Origin of the sequence: Polyangium sp. 15x6, assembly GCF_029960785.1 — a bacterium.
In the GTDB taxonomy this organism is placed as follows: domain Bacteria; phylum Myxococcota_A; class Polyangia; order Polyangiales; family Polyangiaceae; genus Polyangium.
The window spans coordinates 117726-134868 of record NZ_JASBQE010000013.1 but is presented as its reverse complement, the minus strand read 5'-3'; the positions used below and the strand labels follow the sequence as shown (position 1 = coordinate 134868).

The 17143-nt window shown below is 69.2% G+C and carries 13 protein-coding genes; 10 read left to right on the top strand and 3 right to left on the bottom strand.

Annotation, left to right across the window (positions count from 1 at the left end):
• Positions 1–37: 37 nt before the first annotated feature.
• The gene (locus tag QHF83_RS12770) at positions 38–3055 is read right to left on the bottom strand and encodes a hypothetical protein (protein ID WP_282418075.1); all 3018 of its coding nucleotides are present in this window, start codon (positions 3053–3055) and stop codon (positions 38–40) included.
• A 254-nt stretch (positions 3056–3309) separates the two neighbouring features.
• Between QHF83_RS12770 and QHF83_RS12765 the strand changes: the two genes are divergently transcribed.
• Genes QHF83_RS12765 through QHF83_RS12755 form a run of 3 tightly spaced genes read left to right on the top strand, consistent with a single transcriptional unit; the run spans position 3310 to position 6376 of the window.
• Positions 3310–4677, top strand: coding sequence for a serine/threonine-protein kinase (locus QHF83_RS12765; protein WP_282418113.1), 1368 nt, complete (start codon positions 3310–3312; stop codon positions 4675–4677).
• The gene (locus QHF83_RS12760) at positions 4661–5704 is read left to right on the top strand and encodes a hypothetical protein (protein ID WP_282418074.1); all 1044 of its coding nucleotides are present in this window, start codon (positions 4661–4663) and stop codon (positions 5702–5704) included. Before QHF83_RS12765 ends, QHF83_RS12760 begins: the two co-directional genes overlap by 17 nt.
• Positions 5705–5761: 57 nt before the next feature.
• Positions 5762–6376, top strand: coding sequence for a hypothetical protein (locus QHF83_RS12755; RefSeq protein WP_282418073.1), 615 nt, complete (start codon positions 5762–5764; stop codon positions 6374–6376).
• Positions 6377–6379: 3 nt separating this feature from the next.
• Here QHF83_RS12755 and QHF83_RS12750 read toward each other — a convergent pair whose 3' ends face one another.
• On the bottom strand, positions 6380–8023 hold the full coding sequence (locus QHF83_RS12750; RefSeq protein WP_282418072.1) for a sigma-54-dependent Fis family transcriptional regulator: 1644 nt from the start codon (positions 8021–8023) through the stop codon (positions 6380–6382).
• Between the two features lie 158 nt (positions 8024–8181).
• On the opposite strand from QHF83_RS12750, the gene QHF83_RS12745 reads away from it, so the two are divergent.
• The 3 genes from QHF83_RS12745 to QHF83_RS12735 all read left to right on the top strand — a co-directional run bounded on the left by QHF83_RS12745 (position 8182) and on the right by QHF83_RS12735 (position 11796).
• Positions 8182–8880, top strand: coding sequence for a pirin family protein (locus tag QHF83_RS12745; RefSeq protein ID WP_282418071.1), 699 nt, complete (start codon positions 8182–8184; stop codon positions 8878–8880).
• Positions 8881–8926: 46 nt separating this feature from the next.
• The gene (wrbA, locus tag QHF83_RS12740; RefSeq protein ID WP_282418070.1) at positions 8927–9517 is read left to right on the top strand and encodes an NAD(P)H:quinone oxidoreductase; all 591 of its coding nucleotides are present in this window, start codon (positions 8927–8929) and stop codon (positions 9515–9517) included.
• Between the two features lie 224 nt (positions 9518–9741).
• Positions 9742–11796, top strand: a complete 2055-nt coding sequence (locus tag QHF83_RS12735; RefSeq protein ID WP_282418069.1) for a hypothetical protein — start codon at positions 9742–9744, stop codon at positions 11794–11796.
• Between the two features lie 6 nt (positions 11797–11802).
• On the opposite strand, the gene QHF83_RS12730 is transcribed toward QHF83_RS12735, so the two are convergent.
• Complete coding sequence (locus tag QHF83_RS12730) at positions 11803–12951, bottom strand: cyanophycinase (RefSeq protein ID WP_282418068.1); 1149 nt, start codon at positions 12949–12951, stop codon at positions 11803–11805.
• Positions 12952–13097: 146 nt separating this feature from the next.
• Here QHF83_RS12730 and QHF83_RS12725 point away from each other — a divergent pair, with 146 nt between their 5' ends.
• Genes QHF83_RS12725 through QHF83_RS12710 form a run of 4 tightly spaced genes read left to right on the top strand, consistent with a single transcriptional unit; the run spans position 13098 to position 17135 of the window.
• Entirely contained in the window at positions 13098–14144 is a 1047-nt protein-coding gene (locus tag QHF83_RS12725) for a sulfate ABC transporter substrate-binding protein (protein ID WP_282418067.1), read from the top strand.
• A gap of 6 nt (positions 14145–14150) precedes the next feature.
• Positions 14151–14975 (top strand): sulfate ABC transporter permease subunit CysT, encoded by an 825-nt coding sequence (cysT, locus tag QHF83_RS12720; protein WP_348980441.1) that lies wholly within the window; start codon positions 14151–14153, stop codon positions 14973–14975.
• Positions 14965–16080 (top strand): ABC transporter permease subunit, encoded by a 1116-nt coding sequence (locus QHF83_RS12715; RefSeq protein WP_282418065.1) that lies wholly within the window; start codon positions 14965–14967, stop codon positions 16078–16080. Before cysT ends, QHF83_RS12715 begins: the two co-directional genes overlap by 11 nt.
• Entirely contained in the window at positions 16077–17135 is a 1059-nt protein-coding gene (locus QHF83_RS12710) for a sulfate/molybdate ABC transporter ATP-binding protein (protein WP_282418064.1), read from the top strand. The genes QHF83_RS12715 and QHF83_RS12710 overlap by 4 nt, the downstream gene beginning before the upstream one ends.
• The last annotated feature ends 8 nt before the right edge of the window (positions 17136–17143 follow it).

Sequence of the window (17143 nt, the reverse complement as noted above, 5' to 3'; positions counted from 1 at the left end):
GCGACGGGCGCGCCGGCCGTAAATCCTGGAGAGGCGCTCAGAGCACCTGCCCGGACGCGCCCGCAGTGCCGGCGTTGCCGGGCGAAGTGCCGCCGGTACCGCCGGTGCCGGGCGTGAGCGTGTTGCCGGTGACCGAGACGAGGGCGCTGCCGACACGATACACGGCAAACGAGGGGCCTCCCGCGCCGCCGCCGCCGTGTCCGCCATTGCCACCCTTGCCGCCGGTCCCACCATTGCCGCCCTTGCCCACCTCGGCGGTGCAGGCCGCCGAGCCATTCCCGGCGCCGCCGCCGGCTCCGCCCGCGGCGCCCGCGCCGCCGCTGCCGCCGTTCCCGCCCTTCGCGCTCTTGATCGTATTGCCCGACAGGACCAATCCGTTCGAATTGAGGACGAAGAGCCCGAACGATCCGCCGCCCGCGCCGCCGCCACCGCCGCCGGTGCCGCCGCAGCCGCCCGCGCCGCCGCCTCCTCCGCCGTTGCCTGTGCCATTGATGACGAACGCCCCGCTCTGGCCGCCGCCGCCGCCGCCGCCGCCGCCGCCATTGCCGTGCGTGCCGGTCACGCCCGTGACGCCCGCGGTGCCCACCCAGAACAGGCTCGCGGTCGATCCGCCGCTGCCGCCCGCTCCATTTCCGCCGTTCGCCCCCGCCGCGCCATTCTGGCCGCCCCCGCCGTCCGTTCCCGTGTTGCCCGCCGAGCCGCCGATTCCGCCGGGCGTGCCTCCGATGCCCGAGAGCCCCGATCCGCCGGCGACCGCGTCGCCGCCCTTGCCGCCGAGGCCGCCGGTCCGGCTGCACACGCTCGTCCCACCCGAGCCGCCGACGGCCGGCGTGCTCGAATCGCAGGCGCCGGGCCCTCCCGCGGCCCCGTTGCCGCCGATGCCGCCGGCCGTCCCCACCGCCCCGGCCGCCCCCGCCCCCGCCGCGCCGGCGGAGAGCGAGCTGTTCTTCAGGACGAGCGACGTGCAGTTGTTGCAATACATCGCGTAATTCGAGATGCCCGCCGTGTTCGTGTCGAGCGTCTGGATCGTCATCCGGTCGACGGTCATCGCCGTGACGAGGTCTTTGCCCTCGACCGCGCTCACGCGGCCGTTCAGCACGGCGCTCGATTGAATCGTGGCCACGTAGGCCGCGCTCCGCGCCCAGTTGTTCTGCGCCGAGTACCCGCCGTACAGGGACACGCCGTTCGCCAGCGCGATGCGGCCGTCGTAGAGCCCCTGCGACACGTACACCTGCTTCTTGCCGAGCACGACCGCCCTCGAGATGCCGGCGGAGATCGTGGCCATCGGAGATTCGCGCGTGCCGGGGTTCAGGTCGCTGCCGGTTTTCGCGACGAACACAGCCGCGGACGCGTCGCCGTCGATGCCGTCGCAGTTCGTGTCGGCGAACCCGTCGTCGGGCAGATCGGCCCCGACGAACTGGCACTCGCAGCCGTTCTGCGGGGAGCCGTCGACGTCGAAATAGCCGGGCAAGCAGGAGACGAGCTGGCACATGCCGGACGAGCACGTCGATTGCGCATTGGGGATGAGCATCCCGCAATTGTTGTTGCAGCCGCCGCAGTTCGACGCGTCGTTGAGGAAGTTCGTCTCGCAGCCGGTCGCAGGCATGCCGTCGCAGTTGCCGTATCCCCCGGCGCAGATGCCGAGCGTGCAGGCGCCGGACACGCAGGACTCGGAGGCATTCGCGAGGTCGCACGCGGCGTTGCACGCGCCGCAATGGGCGAGGCTCGTTTGCAAGTTCGTCTCGCAGCCGGTCGCGCTCGTGCCGTCGCAGTTGCCGAACCCGCTGTCGCAGGCGCCGAGCGTGCAGGTGCCGGACACGCAGGACTCGGCGGCGTTCGCGAGGTCGCACGCGGCGTTGCACGCGCCGCAGTGGGCGAGGGTCGTTTGCAGATCCGTCTCGCAGCCATTGCCGGGGATCTGGTCGCAATTGCCGAACGGCGCGGAGCAGGCGGCCGGCACGCACATGCCCCCCATGCACGCCTCGGTCGCGTTCGGGAGATCGCAGGCGGCGTTGCAAGCGCCACAATGCGCCACGCTGCTCGTCACGTCCGTCTCGCAGCCGTCACCGGCCACGTCGTTGCAATCTCCGAACCCCGTGGTGCACGCGCCGGGCTTGCAAGATCCAGCCACGCAGACGGCGGTGGTGTTCGGCAAGCTGCACGCCTGATCGCAGCCACCGCAATGGTCGGTGCTCGTCATGATGTCGGTATCGCAGCCGTTGTTCGGATCCGCGTCGCAGACGGCCTCGCCTTGCGGGCAGCCCTCCGCGGTCCCGACGATGGGCACGAGGACGTCGGGCGTGGGAGCGCCGCCGATCTTCGCCGTGACCTGCACGTCGAGCGGGTCGAGCGGCTCGGCGAGACCGGGCGAGGTATACGTGACCTCGAAATGAAGCGACGTGCCGGGCGGCCGGTCGAACGGCAACGTGACGGGCACGCGAATCGGCGGGTTCGGCGCGTCGGGCACGAACCGGACCACCGCGACGGAGAAGTCGGGGTTCGCCACGCTCACCGACTCGAACGACGCGGTCGCGTTCGAGGCATTGTCCACGCGGAAGAGGCGCATCCGGGTCGTCCCCGCGGGCACGCTGCCATACGCGAGCTCCTCGGGGCTCGCGCAAGCGCCCTCCGGGCCCGCGTCGTTCAGCACGCAGAGCTCGAGCCCAGCCACGGGCCCGCCGCCCGCGCCGCCTGCGCCCCCTGCTCCGCCTGTGCCGCCCACGCCGCCTGTACCGCCCACGCCGCCTGTACCGCCCACGCCGCCGGCTCCGCCTTCCCCGCCGGCGCCACTGTCACCGCCGGCTCCGCCCATGCCCGCGCTGCCGCCCGCGCCGCCTGCGCCCCCCATGCCTGCCGAACCGCCATCGCCCCCGGTCCCGCCGCTGCCCCCGTCGCCGCCGCGGCCGCCGCTCCCGCTCTGCGACCCGCTCGCGCCGGCCGCGCCCGTGCCGACCTCTCCCCCTTCCGCGCACGAAACCGCTTGAAATGCCGCGAGGCTGAGCCAGGCGGAGGAAACCAGGAGGCCCATCGTGGTGCGGTAAGCTCGACTCGGCATGTCAATCATGAAACACGGATTCGGACCTTTGTCCACGAACCAACCGGCGTCGGAAATCGCAGACACCCCCGTTTCGGCATCGTCCGGCCCCTCGAACCTCCGTCGATGGCCCCTCCCCGTGCGTCGCCAATGGCAACGGTTCGTCCGCGGACGCCCGGGGCGGGTGACGGATTCATGACACGTCCGTCCCGACGCATGCGCGACGACGAGCTTGTTTCGGCCGTACACGAGCCGTGATAGCGTCTGTCGTGAGTATGATGGTGGCGCCGCTGCCGGGGACCATCCTGCTGGGGAAGTACCGTGTCGAGCAAGAACTCGGCTGCGGTGGGATGGGTGTGGTCCTCGAAGCCACGCACCTCGCGCTCGGCCAGACCGTGGCCATCAAGCTCCTGAACCCGTCGGTCGCGCTCTCCTCGGACGTCGTGACGCGCTTCCTCCGCGAAGCCCGCATCGCCGCGACCTTGCCCTCCGAGCACATCGCGCGCGTGAGCGACGTCGGGCAGACCGAGACGGGCGCGCCGTACCTCGTGATGGAGCGGCTCTACGGGCACGACCTCGAAGCCGAGCTCACGCGTCGCGGAAAACTCCCCGTCGCCGAGGCGGTCGACCTCGCGCTCGAGGCTTGCGAGGGCATCGCGGCCGCGCACGCGCAGGGCCTCGTGCACCGGGATCTCAAGCCGGCGAACCTCTTCCTCGCCGAGCGCCCGCTCCGCCCGCGCGTGCTCAAGGTGCTCGACTTCGGCCTCTCGAAAGAGGCGCCGGGGCAGAGCGCCTCGATCACCGGGACCGACGCGGTCTTCGGCACCCCGCAGTACATGTCCCCCGAGCAGATCCAGTCGACGAAGAACGTCGACGCGCGCAGCGATCAGCACGCGCTCGGGATGATCCTGTACGAGATGCTCGCGGGCGCGCCGCCCTTCGAGGCCGAGAGCATCACGCAGCTCATCGTCGTCATCGCCACGCAGCCGCCGCCACGCGTGCGCGCAAAACGCCCCGAGGTGCCGGCGTGGCTCGAAGAGGCGCTCCTGCGCGCCCTCGCGAAGCGCCCGCACGAGCGGTTCCCGGACCTCGGCGCGTTCGCGGAGGCGATCGCGCCCTTCGGCGGCCCCGAGGCGAGCGCGCGGGCCACGCGGATCGTCCACATGCTCGCGGGCACGGCGAGCGTCGAGACCGCCGCGCTGCCGCGCCCCTCGCGCGTGCCCACGGACCAGGCGGTCACGCTCCCGCGCGCGCCCGCCCATACGCACGCGGGCCTCACGAGCTCCGTCGACTTCGGTAGCAACGTCCGGGGCCGGAAAAAACGCGCGGCGCTGTTCGCGGCCTCGGGCCTCGTCGCCACCGCGCTCGTCGTCTCGCTCGTCGTCATCACGCAACAGGGAGCTCCGCCCGAGGCCGCGACGACCCCACCCGAGGCCACGCCCGCGGCGCGCGCGCCCGAGCCCATGGCCACGCCCGCGCCGCCGCCGACGGCCACGCCGCCGCTCGCCTCCGCGGCGTCGCCCGCGACGACGGCCACGAGCACGGCGAAGTCCACGAAGACGTCGCCTGCGACGACGAAGACCTCGAAGCAAACACAAACGATCAAGCAAACCGTGGGGATTTTCGGTGGCAAGCGCAAATAGGTTCGTCCTCGTCGCCGCGTCGCTCCTCGCCCTCGTGCCCGCCTCGGCCCGCGCGGACGAAGAACCCCCGCTCACGTCGCCCGCGGATCCCACCGCGGCCGCGACGCTCGCCGAGACCCTCTTCCAGGACGGCAAGCGCCTTCTCGAACAGGGCGCGTTCGTCGAGGCTTGCACGAAGCTCGCCCAGAGCGACGCGCTCGATCCGGCCATCGGCACGCTCGGGCTGCTCGCGGCTTGCCACGAGCAGGAGGGCCGTACCGCGACCGCGTGGCGCGAGTACGGCGAGACGGCCCGGCGCGCGGAGGCCGTGAACGATGAGCGCGGCGCGTTCGCCCGGCAACGCGCGAGCGCGCTCGAACCGGAGCTGCCGCGCCTGCTCGTGCGGTTGCCGAAGGGCGCCGAGGGGATCGCCGTCTTCCGCAACGGCGTGCGCCTCTCGGCGGACGAGCTCGGGGTCGCCCAGCCCATCGATCCGGGCACGTACGAGATCGTCGCGCGCCTTCCGGGAAAGCCCGAGTTCCGGGCCACGGTCACGGCCGAGCCGCGCAAGGTCGCCGAGGTCGAGGTCCCCGACTGGAATCGCCCCGCGCCCGTCCCCACGCCGAAAAAGGAACCGGCACGGCTGGATGCTGGGACCTCCAACCTTTTGACCTCCAAGGGTCTTGGCCCGCGCAAGGTCGGGGCGATCGTGGCGGGCGGGGTGGGGCTCACGGGATTCTCGATCGCGGCGGCCTTCGCGCTCTCGGCCGGGAGCCGGAATGCCGCGTCGGTTTCGATCCAGGAGTCCTGCACGACGGCCTCCTGCGAGCGCGGGCGCGAGCTCCGCGAGGACGCGCTCCGGTCTGCCACTGTGGCGAACGTCGCCTTTGGCATCGGCGCGGCGGGCGCGGTGACGGCGCTCGTGCTCGCCTTGCTCCCCGAGCGCGCCGAGACACCCAAACCCGCGTCGCTTCTGGGTTTCCACTACGAAGTGGCGCCCTGGGCCGATCGAACCGGGGGCGGGGCGCTTCTCATCGGAAAATTCTGATCCGACCGCTGCGAGTTACCTTGCGGCGCGTTGCCTCCGCTCGGTAGACTACTGAACATGCGTTCCATTTTCTTCACAGCAGCGGGATTGGGTTTGCTTCTGTCCGTGACCGGCTGCGCCGACCTCCTCGGCATCGAGGCGTGGAAGGACCCGGCGAACGCGGACGGCAGCGGGAACAACGGGGCCGGGGCGAAGGAAGAGGACGACGCCGGCGGGGGCGGCGAAGGGGGTGAAGGCAGCGCCGAGCCGTGCAGCAATGGCGTGCAGGACGGAGACGAGACCGACGTCGATTGCGGCGGCACCTCGTGTCCGGCGTGCCAGGACGGCGCCGCGTGCGGGGTCGAGTCGGATTGCGTGAGCCACTTCTGCTCGGCGCGGCAGCTCTGCGCGCCGGCGGACGGGCGCGTCACGTGCGGCGAGGAGGGCGAAGCGGGCCCGAGCTGCGGCGATTGCATCCAGAACGGCGACGAGACCGATGTCGATTGCGGCGGCGACGCCTGCCATCCGTGTCGGTACGACAAGACGTGCCAGACGGACGCCGATTGCCTCGGCGGCACGTGCGTGGCGAACGTCTGCGCCCTCGGCGGGCCGGGCGTCGACTGCTACGCGAACGCCGATTGCGCGAGCGGGCAATGCCTCGGCGCGGATCTCCTGGGCGGCGCGTGCCAGTGATGGCTAGCCCTCGGCGTACTCTTTGAGCTTTCGATAGAGGGTCGCCACGCCGATCCCGAGCTTCGCCGCGGCCTCCTTGCGGTTGCCTCCCTCGGCCGCGAGCATCGCGAGGATGTGCTCCCGCTCGACCTCGGCGAGCGGGCGCGGCGTAAAACCTTTTCCGCTCGGGCTCACCGCCGCCGAGCCGCCGATCTCCGGCGGCAGATCGACCACCTCGATCGTCGGCCCTTCCGACAGGATCCGCGCCCGCTCCATCGCATTGACGAGCTCGCGCACGTTGCCCGGCCAGGCGTGCTCGTACAGCGCGCGGCACGCCGCTTTGCCTATCTCCTTCGGCGCCTCCCCTTCCCGCGCCGCCGCCTCCGAGAGCTGACGCCGCGCGATCGGCAGGATGTCGTCCGGCCTCTCCCGGAGCGGCGGAATCGCGATCTCCACGACCCGCAGCCGAAAATAAAGATCCTGCCGGAAGCGCCCCTGCGCCACGGCCGACGCGAGATCCCGGTGCGTCGCCGCCACGATCCGCACGTCGATGGGTCGCGTCCGGTTCTCGCCCACCCGCCGCACCTCGCGCTCTTCGAGCACCCGCAGCAATTTCGCCTGCATCGCGAGCGGGATCTCGCCCACCTCGTCGAGGAACAACGTCCCGCCCCGCGCCGCCTCGAAGAGCCCCGCCCGCTCCGTCACGGCTCCGCTGAATGCTCCTTTCGCGTGCCCGAAGAGCTCGCTCTCGAGCAGGCTCTCCGGCACCGCCGCGCAGTTGATCGCCACCATCGGCCCGCCCACCCGCGGCGACGCGTCGTGCACGAGCCGCGCGATCCGCTCCTTGCCCACGCCGCTCTCGCCGAGGAGCAGCACCGTCGCGCTCGTCCGGGCGACCCGCCGGGCCATCGTGACCACGCCTCGCATGGCCTCGCTCCGCGCCACGAGCCCCGGCACCTCGGGCTCGTCATCACCGGCCGCGAGCAGCCGCTCGGCGCGCAAGAGCCGCGTCTCGGCCCGCCGCAAAGCTCGCTGCACGTGCCGGAGCGACGCGTCGAGGCAGTCCGTCTCGTAAAACGAAAGATGCGGCTCGATCGCATCGCCCCATTCCTCGCGGCTCCGCCCGATCATCCGGCAGACGGCGTCGCCTTTCCCGCGGCACGACTCCTCCAGCGCGAAGATGGGCCGACCATTGACGCGGCTCAGGTATCCGCTCGCGAATCCGGCGAGCGTCCAGCACACCGGCTCCGTCGCCTGCCCGAGGTGCAGGAGGTGTTGCTCGGCCTCGTACGAATCGTTCCATATCGCGTCGGCGAAGGGCTCGGGCCCGTGGCGCCCCGCGGGCTCGACCGGCTCGAACGTCACGAGCCCCCAGAGTCGGTGGAGCCGTCCGCCCGCGATGCGCCATTCGCGCTCGTCGGCCCAGGGGATCTCCTCGCGCAGCGCCTCCGCCGTCCGCCAGCCGTGCCCGTAGCCGAAGCGCGTCAGCACCGCGCGCGCCGCGTGGTAGCCGAAGCTCTCGATGAGCTGCTTGCGCAAGAGCCCGAGCGCCACGGCGTCGAAGAGGAGCACGCGCTCGCCCGCGAACCGCATGACGCCGCCCTTCGGGCTGAACGAGAACAGATCCGAGAGCCGCAGATCGGCGGCCCGCATGCCCCTGGTTTTCATCTCGAGAGCCCCGAGTCTATCATTTTGAGAGCCCCGGAGGAACGCCCCTCGCGTTTCCCGCGGAAAAAGCGCTTGCCCCGGCTTGGCCCGGGTCGTGCTTAGCAGGATGGGCGAACGGACAGCGCCCCGCACGAAGCCGGGGACCGAAGGAGACCACGATGATCACGCTGCGACGCTCGGAAGACCGCGGACATGCGAACCACGGCTGGCTCGACTCGTACCACACGTTCTCGTTCGCCAACTATTACGATCCGGCCCACATGGGCTTCCGGTCGCTCCGGGTCATCAACGAGGACCGCGTGTCGCCGGCCCAGGGCTTCGGCACGCACCCGCACCGCGATATGGAGATCATCTCGTACGTGCTCGACGGCGCCCTGGAGCACAAGGACTCGATGGGCACCGGCTCGGTCATCCGGCCGGGCGACGTGCAGCGCATGAGCGCCGGCACGGGCGTCACGCACAGCGAGTTCAACGGCTCGCGCAAGGAGCTCGTCCATTTCTTGCAGATCTGGATCGTGCCCGAGGCGCGCGGGATCGCGCCGGGTTACGAGCAGAAGAACTTCTCGGACGCGGAAAAACAGGGCCGGCTCCGCCTCATCGCCTCCCGCGACGGCCGCGACGGCAGCGTCACGATTCATCAGGACGCGAGCATCTATGCCGCGCTCCTCTCGGACGGCGAAGAGGCGCGCTACGCGCTCGCAGAAGGCAGGCACGCGTACGTGCACGTCGCGAAGGGTGAAGTGCAGCTCGGCGGAACCGTGCTCCACGCGGGCGACGGCGCGGCCGTGAGCCGGGAGAAAGAGCTCGTCTTCACCGGTCACGGAAAAGGAGAGGTGCTCCTCTTCGATCTTGCGTGATACCGTACGCGCACACCATCCGACCTGGACGGAGTACATAGCCACCATGCCGAACGTAGCGATCATCTATTATTCGTCGACGGGGACCAACCACGCCATGGCGAAAGCCGTGGGCGAGGGCGCGAGCGCGGCGGGTGCCGAGGTGCGCCTCCGCCTCGTCGCCGAGACCGCGCCGGACGCGGCCATCGACAGAAACCCCGCGTGGCGCGCGTTCGTCGACAAGACGAAGGACGAGCCGAAGGCCTCGCTCGAGGACCTCGACTGGGCCGACGCCGTCGTCATCGGCACGCCCACGCGCTTCGGCAACGTGGCGGCGCAGATGAAGTCGTTCATCGACACGGCGGGCGGGCTCTGGTTCCAGGGCAAACTCGCGAACAAGGTGTATTCGGGCTTCACCTCGGCGCAGAACGCGAACGGCGGGCAGGAGTCGACGCTGCTCGCGCTTTACAACACGTTCTACCACTGGGGCGGCGTCATCGTGACGCCGGGTTACACCGATGCGCTCGTGTTCGCGTCCGGCGGCAACCCCTACGGCCCCTCCGTCACGACGACCGGCGCGCCCACCGAGCACGACATCGCGCACGCGACGTACCTCGGCAAGCGCGTCGCCGAAATGGCGAAGAAGATCCGCGGCTGACGACGCGCCGCTCCATGCTGCGTCGCAGCACGCACATCCGACGTAGTTTTGCAGTGCGGCAATTGCTCCCCTACCGATACTCCTTCGCAGGCGCAGCATCAAACGGACCTCCCGGTTCGAACGATGCTTGAAAATCCCCCGCATCACCGATAAGCATGGATGCCCCGTGGTTGCTGCGGTTGCACAACCCGGGTTCCCTGGCGGGCGCTGCCCAGGAGGTTTCCATGCTGCAATCTTCGCTTCCCCGTCGTTCGTTTGCGCTCACGGCCCTCTTCGCGGCATTCTCCGCCATGGGCTGCGTGGCGTCGTCCGTCGATGACGACCTCGCGCCGGGCGAGGACGACGAGATCGGCGACGTCTCCTCCGCCATCACGTTCACCTCCGATTACGAGGCCTATTTCGATCCCCCCGCGACCACGACGTTCTCGCAGAGCTACGGGGTCGTCGGCTCCATCACGCCCCCGAGCTGGTCCTGGGGCAAGATCGAGCTCCTCCAAGGTCGGCAGAAGTTCCGCACCGAGGGCTACAACCTGCGCACGGCGAAGGGGCGGTGGCAGGACACGTTCGAGGACTCCACCTATCCGCTGCGCACCTACTTCGGCGCCCTGAACCAGCAGCTCGTCGACGGGTTCAACCTCTTTTACAAGAACGCCTGCGCCGGCACCGTCGGCTCGACCTCGGCCACCGCTTGTCCGGACAAGGGGCCCACGCGCCCGGAGGCGCGCTTCGTGCTCCTGCATTACGGTCCGAAGACCGCGCTCGATCAGTGTGACAAGACGAAGGCCCCGGTGCTCCTCGTGCACGGCGCCATGCAAAACGCGAACGTCTGGCTCCGGCCGAGCGGCGACGACGGCACGGGCAAGCTCTACCCCGGCATGACGCAGGCGACGGGCTTCGTGCAGGCGCTCGAGGCGGAAGGGTTCTGCACGTACGCCACGACGTTCGGCAACTTCCACGGCGACAACTTCAACCAGGCCATTCACATCGCGAACGCGCTCTCGCGCATCCGCTCGCTCACGGGCAGGCCCAAGGTCAACCTCGTCGCCTGGAGCAAGGGCGTCGTCGCGGCGGACCTCTACATGCAGAGCCCCGCGCTCTGGACCGACTGGGGCCCGAAGTATTTCGAGCAGCTCGCGGCGCTCCAGTCGCAGGGCGTGCCGAACTTCCGCAAGGACGTGCGCACCTACGTCGCGCTCTCCGGCCCGCACCTCGGCATCGACCTGAACTTCCGCCACCCGTTCAACCCGCTGCTCATCTACAGCACGGCGGAGAACGCCCCGCTCGGCCAGGGGCCCGTGACCTGGAGCTACATGTCCGCCGTGCAATGCGTGACGTGGGGGTATGCGGACTCGCCGAACGACATCTTCCCGAACCCGTATGCGTACTCGGTCTGCGAGAACCGCGGCGGCACGTGGCTCGATTACTGGCGCCGCATTTACACGTCGAACATCACGGGCCTCGACGCGACGGGCATCCCCCTCGCTCCGAAGTCGCTGAAGACGTTGAACACGGAGCAAGGCGCCTCGGCCTCGGGCTACACGTTCGACAAGTACAACCTGGCCATGTGGGGCTCGGTCGACGACACGGGCAAGCTCGTCTCGGCCTACCTCGGCCAGATGCAGGTCGCCTACGATCTGCGCCCGTATTACCCGCTGCCGAACCGGCAGGACGACCCGGTGAGCTACGACTGGTCCACGCTCGACACGGACGAGACGAAGTGGCGCGACTGGATCGCCATCAAGACGAACTACAACCCGGCGAACGTCTTCGGCGGCGCCGGCTGGATCATGGATGATGCCGGTCACACGACCTGCCGCGCCACCGCGTACGATCCCGCGTCCGCCTGCCGCGCCAAGCACCTCTATTACGACAGCCTCACCGCCGAGTCGTATTCGCTCGGCTACGCGCAGTACAAGCTGATGGACGGCATCGGCATCAAGGCCGTCATGGAGATGGGCGGCAATCTCATCGAGCGGCTCCGGGCGCGGGGCCTGAGCACGAGCCTCGATTACCTGTACGTGCTGCACGGCACGTCGGGCGGCGCGAGCGGGCAGGTCTTCGAGATCGACGGCATGGCCTGCCCGACCTGTGATCCCAAGGGCGACGGCGTGCTCTTCGACGTGAGCGTCGCGGCGCGGGATCAGCTCACGCAGGGCTGGACCAGCGCGAACAAGACGGCCAAGTCGAAGCAGGAAGGCGTGCCGTACGGCCACCTCGAGGTCGGCGTGACGCCCGCGGTCTGGGCGAAGATGATCACGCAGTTCAAAGCGCTGCCCTGATTCGACTCAATACGGGTCCGCCGGGCTCGTCACGCCGTTCGCGGCGCCGAGGGGCTCGGCGGGCACGCTCGTCTCGCCCGACGGGAAGTCCAAGGTATCGCCGGCCGCGAGCCGGTGATAGGACAACCCCGAATACTCGAGCGGCTTTCCCGCCTCGCAGGTCGTGGGCTTCTCGTCCGCCACCACGAGATACACTCTCCCCTCCCCGATCACTTCTCCCTTGCCCTGGGCGTCGATCACGACGGCGGTCTCCTCGTCGACGCCGATACCCTTGGCTTTCGGGGCCCAGCCGTCCGCGAGGATCCGCCCGAGGAAGCCGACGAGGCGGCCCATGCGATCGCGGGGGACGAAATGGGTGTCCGTGATGAACCCGGCGAGCGGCGGGAACGCGAAGACATCGCGCTCGATCGTCATGTAGACATTGTACGGGTCGAGCAGCGCCTCGTCCGAGTACACGCTCCCCTCGTAGGCCGCGAAGACGAACTCGCCGAGCACCGCGCAGCCCGCGCTCGTGCCGCCGATCACGCCGCCGCGCTGCCAGACCGAGGCGAGCGCCGAGGCGAGGGCCGTGTCCCGCCAGAAGTTCACGTAATCGGCCTGATCGCCGCCGGCCATGAAGACACCCTCGGCGTGCTCGACGCGCCATTTCACGTACTCGCTGTTCGCGAGCGCCTTGCTCGTGACGAGCATCGTCTCGACCGAATCCGAGGCGGAGAGCTCCTGCAGATACTCGTTGTACCCGTCGGCGCCGGAGGCGCGGATCACGACGACATCGCCGCCCGCGATGCGTGGTTTCCACCAGGTGAACGCGGCGTCCACGTCCGTCGAGCCGCCCATCAAGACAAGGCCCGGCCCCGCGGGGGTCACGTCCGCGTCCGCGTCGTTGCCCGTCACGTAATGAACGAGCTCCGCGGGCGGCTCGGGGCTCACGGAGCTGCCGCCCGCGCCGCCGCTTCCGCCTGCGCCTCCGACCCCGCCTGCGCCTCCGACCCCGCCTGCGCCTCCGACCCCGCCTGCGCCTCCGCTCCCGCCCGCGCCAGCGCCTCCGCTCCCGCTCCCATTTCCACCGCTCCCGCCTCCTTCTCCGCCTCCGCAACCGGTGAGCAGAAGAAGGACGACCAGCGGTGCGGCAAGTTTATCGATTCGCGTCGGCATTCCCCCCGAATACCCGGACCACGCACACACGTCAATCGCCCGCGCCACCCACGCGGTGTCTCACACCACACAATATCATCCGCCATGACGGACAGGCAGTAAATTTCACTGGACACATCCGTTATAGCGGACATAAGCTCATCATCGTGGCGCACAATCCGACTGGTGGGAGGGCGGGCCGACGCGCGGCGATCACCGCCTTGATCGTGGGCGCGCTCGGGCTCTCGGCTTGCGGCAAGTCGCAGCCCGGGGGCGCGACCAAGGAGGTCGAGCTCCTGAACGTCTCGTACGACCCGACCCGGGAGCTCTGGCGGGACCTGAACGAGAAGTTCATCGCCGCCTACGAGAAAGAATCGGGCACGAAGGTCACCATCAAGCAATCGCACGGCGGATCCAGCACGCAGGCGCGCGCCGTCATCGATGGGCTCGAAGCGGACGTCGTCACGCTCGCCTCGTTCCTCGATACCGACGCGATCAGCAAAAAGGGGCTCATCCAGCCGAACTGGGTGGGCGCGTTCCCCTCGCGCTCCTTGCCGTACACGTCCACCGTCGTCTTCGTCGTGCGCAAGGGCAATCCGAAGGGAATCAAGGATTGGCCGGACCTCGTCAAGCCCGGCGTCGAGGTGATCACGCCGAACCCGAAGACCTCGGGCAACGGCTACCTCTCCTTCTTCAGCGCGTGGGGCTCCGTGGTCCTGCGCGGCGGCTCCCGCGACGACGCGATCAAGTACGTCACCGAGCTCTACAAGCAGGTCCCCGTCCTCGATTCGGGCGCGCGCGGCGCGACCACCACGTTCGTCCAGAAAAAGATCGGCGACGTCCACCTGGCGTGGGAAAACGAAGCCCACCTCGAAGTACGCGAAGCCAAGGGCGAGCTCGAGCTCGTGTATCCGCCCATCAGCATCCGCGCCGAGCCCCACGTGGCCCTCGTCGACGGCAACGTCGACCGCAAGAACACCCGCAAAGTCGCGCAGGCGTATCTCGAGTTCGCGTACACCGACGAGGGGCAAGAAATTGCGGCTACGCATTTCTACCGGCCGACGAACGACGCCATCCGGAAAAAACACGCCGAGATCTTCCCGGAGATCCGGCTCTTCGCCATCACCGAGATCGCGAAGGACTTCCCCGACGCGCACAAGCAGTTCATCGGCGAAGGCGGCGTCTTCGACACCATCTACAGCCCGAAGAAGTAGCCGCGGATGGCGAGCGTGAACCGCAGAGTGCTCCCGGGTTTTTCCCTCACCCTGGGGTATACGGTCTTTTACCTCGGCCTGCTCGTGCTCCTGCCGATCACGGCCGTCTTCGTCAAGGCCGGGTCGCTCTCGGTGCACGATTTCCTGGGCGCGGTATGGACCGGACGCGCGCGCGCCGCTTATCTCCTGACCTTCGGGACCTCGTTCGTCGCCGCGCTCGTGAACGTCGTCCTCGGCGGGCTCATCGCCTGGGTGCTCACGCGCTACACGTTCCCAGGCAAACGTATCCTCGATGCTCTCGTCGACCTCCCGCTGGCGCTGCCGACCGCGGTGGGCGGGCTCGTGTATGCGAGCCTGTACGTGGAGAATGGCTGGCTCGGCCGATATCTCGTCCCCCTCGGGATCCGCGGGGCGTATACCCGGCTCGGGATCGTGCTCGTCCTGGTCTTCGTCGGCCTGCCCTTCGTGGTGCGGACCGTACAGCCCGTGCTCGAAGACATCGATCCGGAGGCCGAAGAAGCGTCCTCTTCGCTGGGCGCCACGCGCTGGCAGACGTTCGCGCTCGTCATTCTCCCGACGCTTTATCCGGCCTTGATCACGGGGTTTGCCCTCGCGTTCGCCCGCTCCATCGGCGAATACGGCTCGGTCGTCTTCATCTCGGGGAACATGCCCTTCAAGACGGAGATCGCCCCGATCCTGATCGTCGCGCGCCTGGAGGAGTTCGCCTATGGCGAGGCGACGGCCATCGCGGTCGTATTGCTCGTCATTTCGTTCTCGATGCTGCTCGTGATCAACCTCCTCGAAAGCTGGAGCCGGCGCCATGACCGTTGAGACGGCGGAGGTCCGAGACGCGCCGCGAGCCAAGGCCACAGCGACGAAGATCCGGCGGGCGCAGCAGGATCCCGCGTGGCTGCGATGGAGCCTCACCGGGCTCGCGGTCGCCGTCGTCGGCGTGCTGATCGTGATACCCGTTGCCAACGTATTCGCCGGGGCCCTGGCCGAGGGCGCGGGGGTCTACTGGAAAAACCTCGTCGACGATCCGGACACGCGCCACGCGATTGGCCTGACGCTCACCGTCGTCCCCATCGCGGTCACGGCGAACGTGATCTTCGGCGTCGCGGCGGCCTGGGCGATCGCGCGTTTTTCCTTCCCGGGACGCACCTTGCTGACGGCCCTCATCGACCTGCCCTTCTCGGTCTCCCCCGTGGTCGCCGGCCTGATGTTCGTGCTCATCTTCGGCCTGCAAGGCTATTTCGGGGCCTTCCTCCGCCGCGACGGCTACGCGATCATGCCGTACCTCGTCGCGACGATCCTCGTCCTCCTCCTCGCCGTCGCCTATTTCGTATTTCGGCCGAGCCACCCGCGCGCGCGGCGTGGCCTCTGGAAAACGTCTCCCCTCGCCCTCGCCCTCGCGGGTGCCACGGTCTTCGTGCTCCTCGTCCTCGGGCAGCAGGCCTTCGAGGTGTGGCCCTCGAACAAGAGCCTCAAGATCATCTTCGCCACGCCGGGGCTCGTCCTCGCCACCGCATTCGTGACCTTTCCCTTCGTCGCGCGCGAGCTCATCCCCGTGATGAACGCCATCGGCGCGGACGAGGAGCTCGCGGCGCTGAGCCTCGGGGCGAGCGGCTGGCAGATGTTCTGGCACGTCACGGTGCCGAACGTGAAATGGGGGCTCGTGTACGGCATCATTCTGTGCAACGCCCGCGCCATGGGCGAGTTTGGCGCGGTGTACGTGGTCTCCGGGCACATCGCCGGCGAGACCGACACCATGCCGCTCCGGATCGAAAAGCTGTTCCAGGAGTACAACATGCCGGGATCGTTCGCGGTCGCGTCCGTGCTGACGCTGCTCGCCATCACGACGCTCGTCGTCAAGCGCAAGCTCGAAGATCGCATCCCGCAATCCGACGAGGGCCGCCGCACGGGAGCGCATCCATGAGCATTCGCATCCAGGGCGTATCCAAGAACTTCGGCAGCTTCCGGGCCCTCCACGACGTCAGCCTCGACGTCCCGAGCGGCTCGCTCCTCGCCCTGCTCGGCCCCTCCGGCTCGGGGAAAACCACGCTCTTGCGCATCATCGCGGGCCTCGAGGTCGCCGACCGGGGCACGGTCCTCTACCACGACGAGAACATCACCGACTACGAGGCCCGCGATCGAAAAGTGGGCTTCGTCTTCCAGCATTATGCCCTGTTCCGGCACATGACGATCGCCGAGAACATCGGATACGGCCTCCGCGTGCGTGGGGTCCCCAAAGAGGAGCGACAGACCCGCGTCGACGAGCTCCTCGCGTTGATTCGCCTCGAAGGCCTGGGATCACGCTATCCGGCGCAGCTCTCGGGCGGGCAACGGCAGCGCGTCGCGCTCGCCCGCGCGCTCGCGGCGCGGCCGAACGTGCTTTTGCTCGACGAGCCGTTCGGCGCGCTCGACGCGAAGGTGCGCACGGAGCTCCGGCAATGGCTGCGCAAGCTCCACGAGGAGATCCAGGTCACGAGCGTCTTCGTCACGCACGACCAGGAAGAGGCCTTCGAGGTCGCCGATCACGTGGTGATCATGAACGAAGGCCGCATCGAGCAGGTCGGCGCGCCGGCCGAGGTCTTCGAGCGCCCCGCGAATGCGTTCGTCATGGACTTCCTCGGCAACGTCAACGTCTTCCACGGCCGCGTCGAGCGCGGCCAGGCCGTCGTCTCGGGCCTCAAGGTCGCCTACCCCGATTATCAGCACCCCGAGGCGCGCGACGCCGCCGTCTACGTGCGGCCGCACGAGCTCGAAATCGAGCATCATCCCACCGAGGCGGGCAGCCTCGCGGCGAAGGTCCTGCACGTGAATCCGACCGGATCCCGGACCAAGGTGGAGCTCCGCGCGCTCGACTCGGATCAATTGATCAACGTGGAGCTCACCCCCGAGCGCTTCGCCGCGCTCGGGCTGCGCTCGGGCGACACCGTCCACGTCTCCCCGCGCAGGGTGCGCGTCTTCGTGCCCGATTACGAGATCTGAACCTCCCG

What these genes read in the sequence shown, in the direction of transcription:
- QHF83_RS12770 (WP_282418075.1), bottom strand. Translation starts at nt 3,055, where the DNA reads ATGCCGAGTCGAGCTTACCGCACCACGATGGGCCTCCTGGTTTCCTCC.
- QHF83_RS12765 (WP_282418113.1), top strand. Translation starts at nt 3,310, where the DNA reads ATGATGGTGGCGCCGCTGCCGGGGACCATCCTGCTGGGGAAGTACCGT.
- QHF83_RS12755 (WP_282418073.1), top strand. Translation starts at nt 5,762, where the DNA reads ATGCGTTCCATTTTCTTCACAGCAGCGGGATTGGGTTTGCTTCTGTCC.
- QHF83_RS12750 (WP_282418072.1), bottom strand. Translation starts at nt 8,023, where the DNA reads ATGAAAACCAGGGGCATGCGGGCCGCCGATCTGCGGCTCTCGGATCTG.
- QHF83_RS12745 (WP_282418071.1), top strand. Translation starts at nt 8,182, where the DNA reads ATGATCACGCTGCGACGCTCGGAAGACCGCGGACATGCGAACCACGGC.
- wrbA (WP_282418070.1), top strand. Translation starts at nt 8,927, where the DNA reads ATGCCGAACGTAGCGATCATCTATTATTCGTCGACGGGGACCAACCAC.
- QHF83_RS12735 (WP_282418069.1), top strand. Translation starts at nt 9,742, where the DNA reads ATGCTGCAATCTTCGCTTCCCCGTCGTTCGTTTGCGCTCACGGCCCTC.
- QHF83_RS12730 (WP_282418068.1), bottom strand. Translation starts at nt 12,951, where the DNA reads ATGCCGACGCGAATCGATAAACTTGCCGCACCGCTGGTCGTCCTTCTT.
- cysT (WP_348980441.1), top strand. Translation starts at nt 14,151, where the DNA reads ATGGCGAGCGTGAACCGCAGAGTGCTCCCGGGTTTTTCCCTCACCCTG.
- QHF83_RS12715 (WP_282418065.1), top strand. Translation starts at nt 14,965, where the DNA reads ATGACCGTTGAGACGGCGGAGGTCCGAGACGCGCCGCGAGCCAAGGCC.
- QHF83_RS12710 (WP_282418064.1), top strand. Translation starts at nt 16,077, where the DNA reads ATGAGCATTCGCATCCAGGGCGTATCCAAGAACTTCGGCAGCTTCCGG.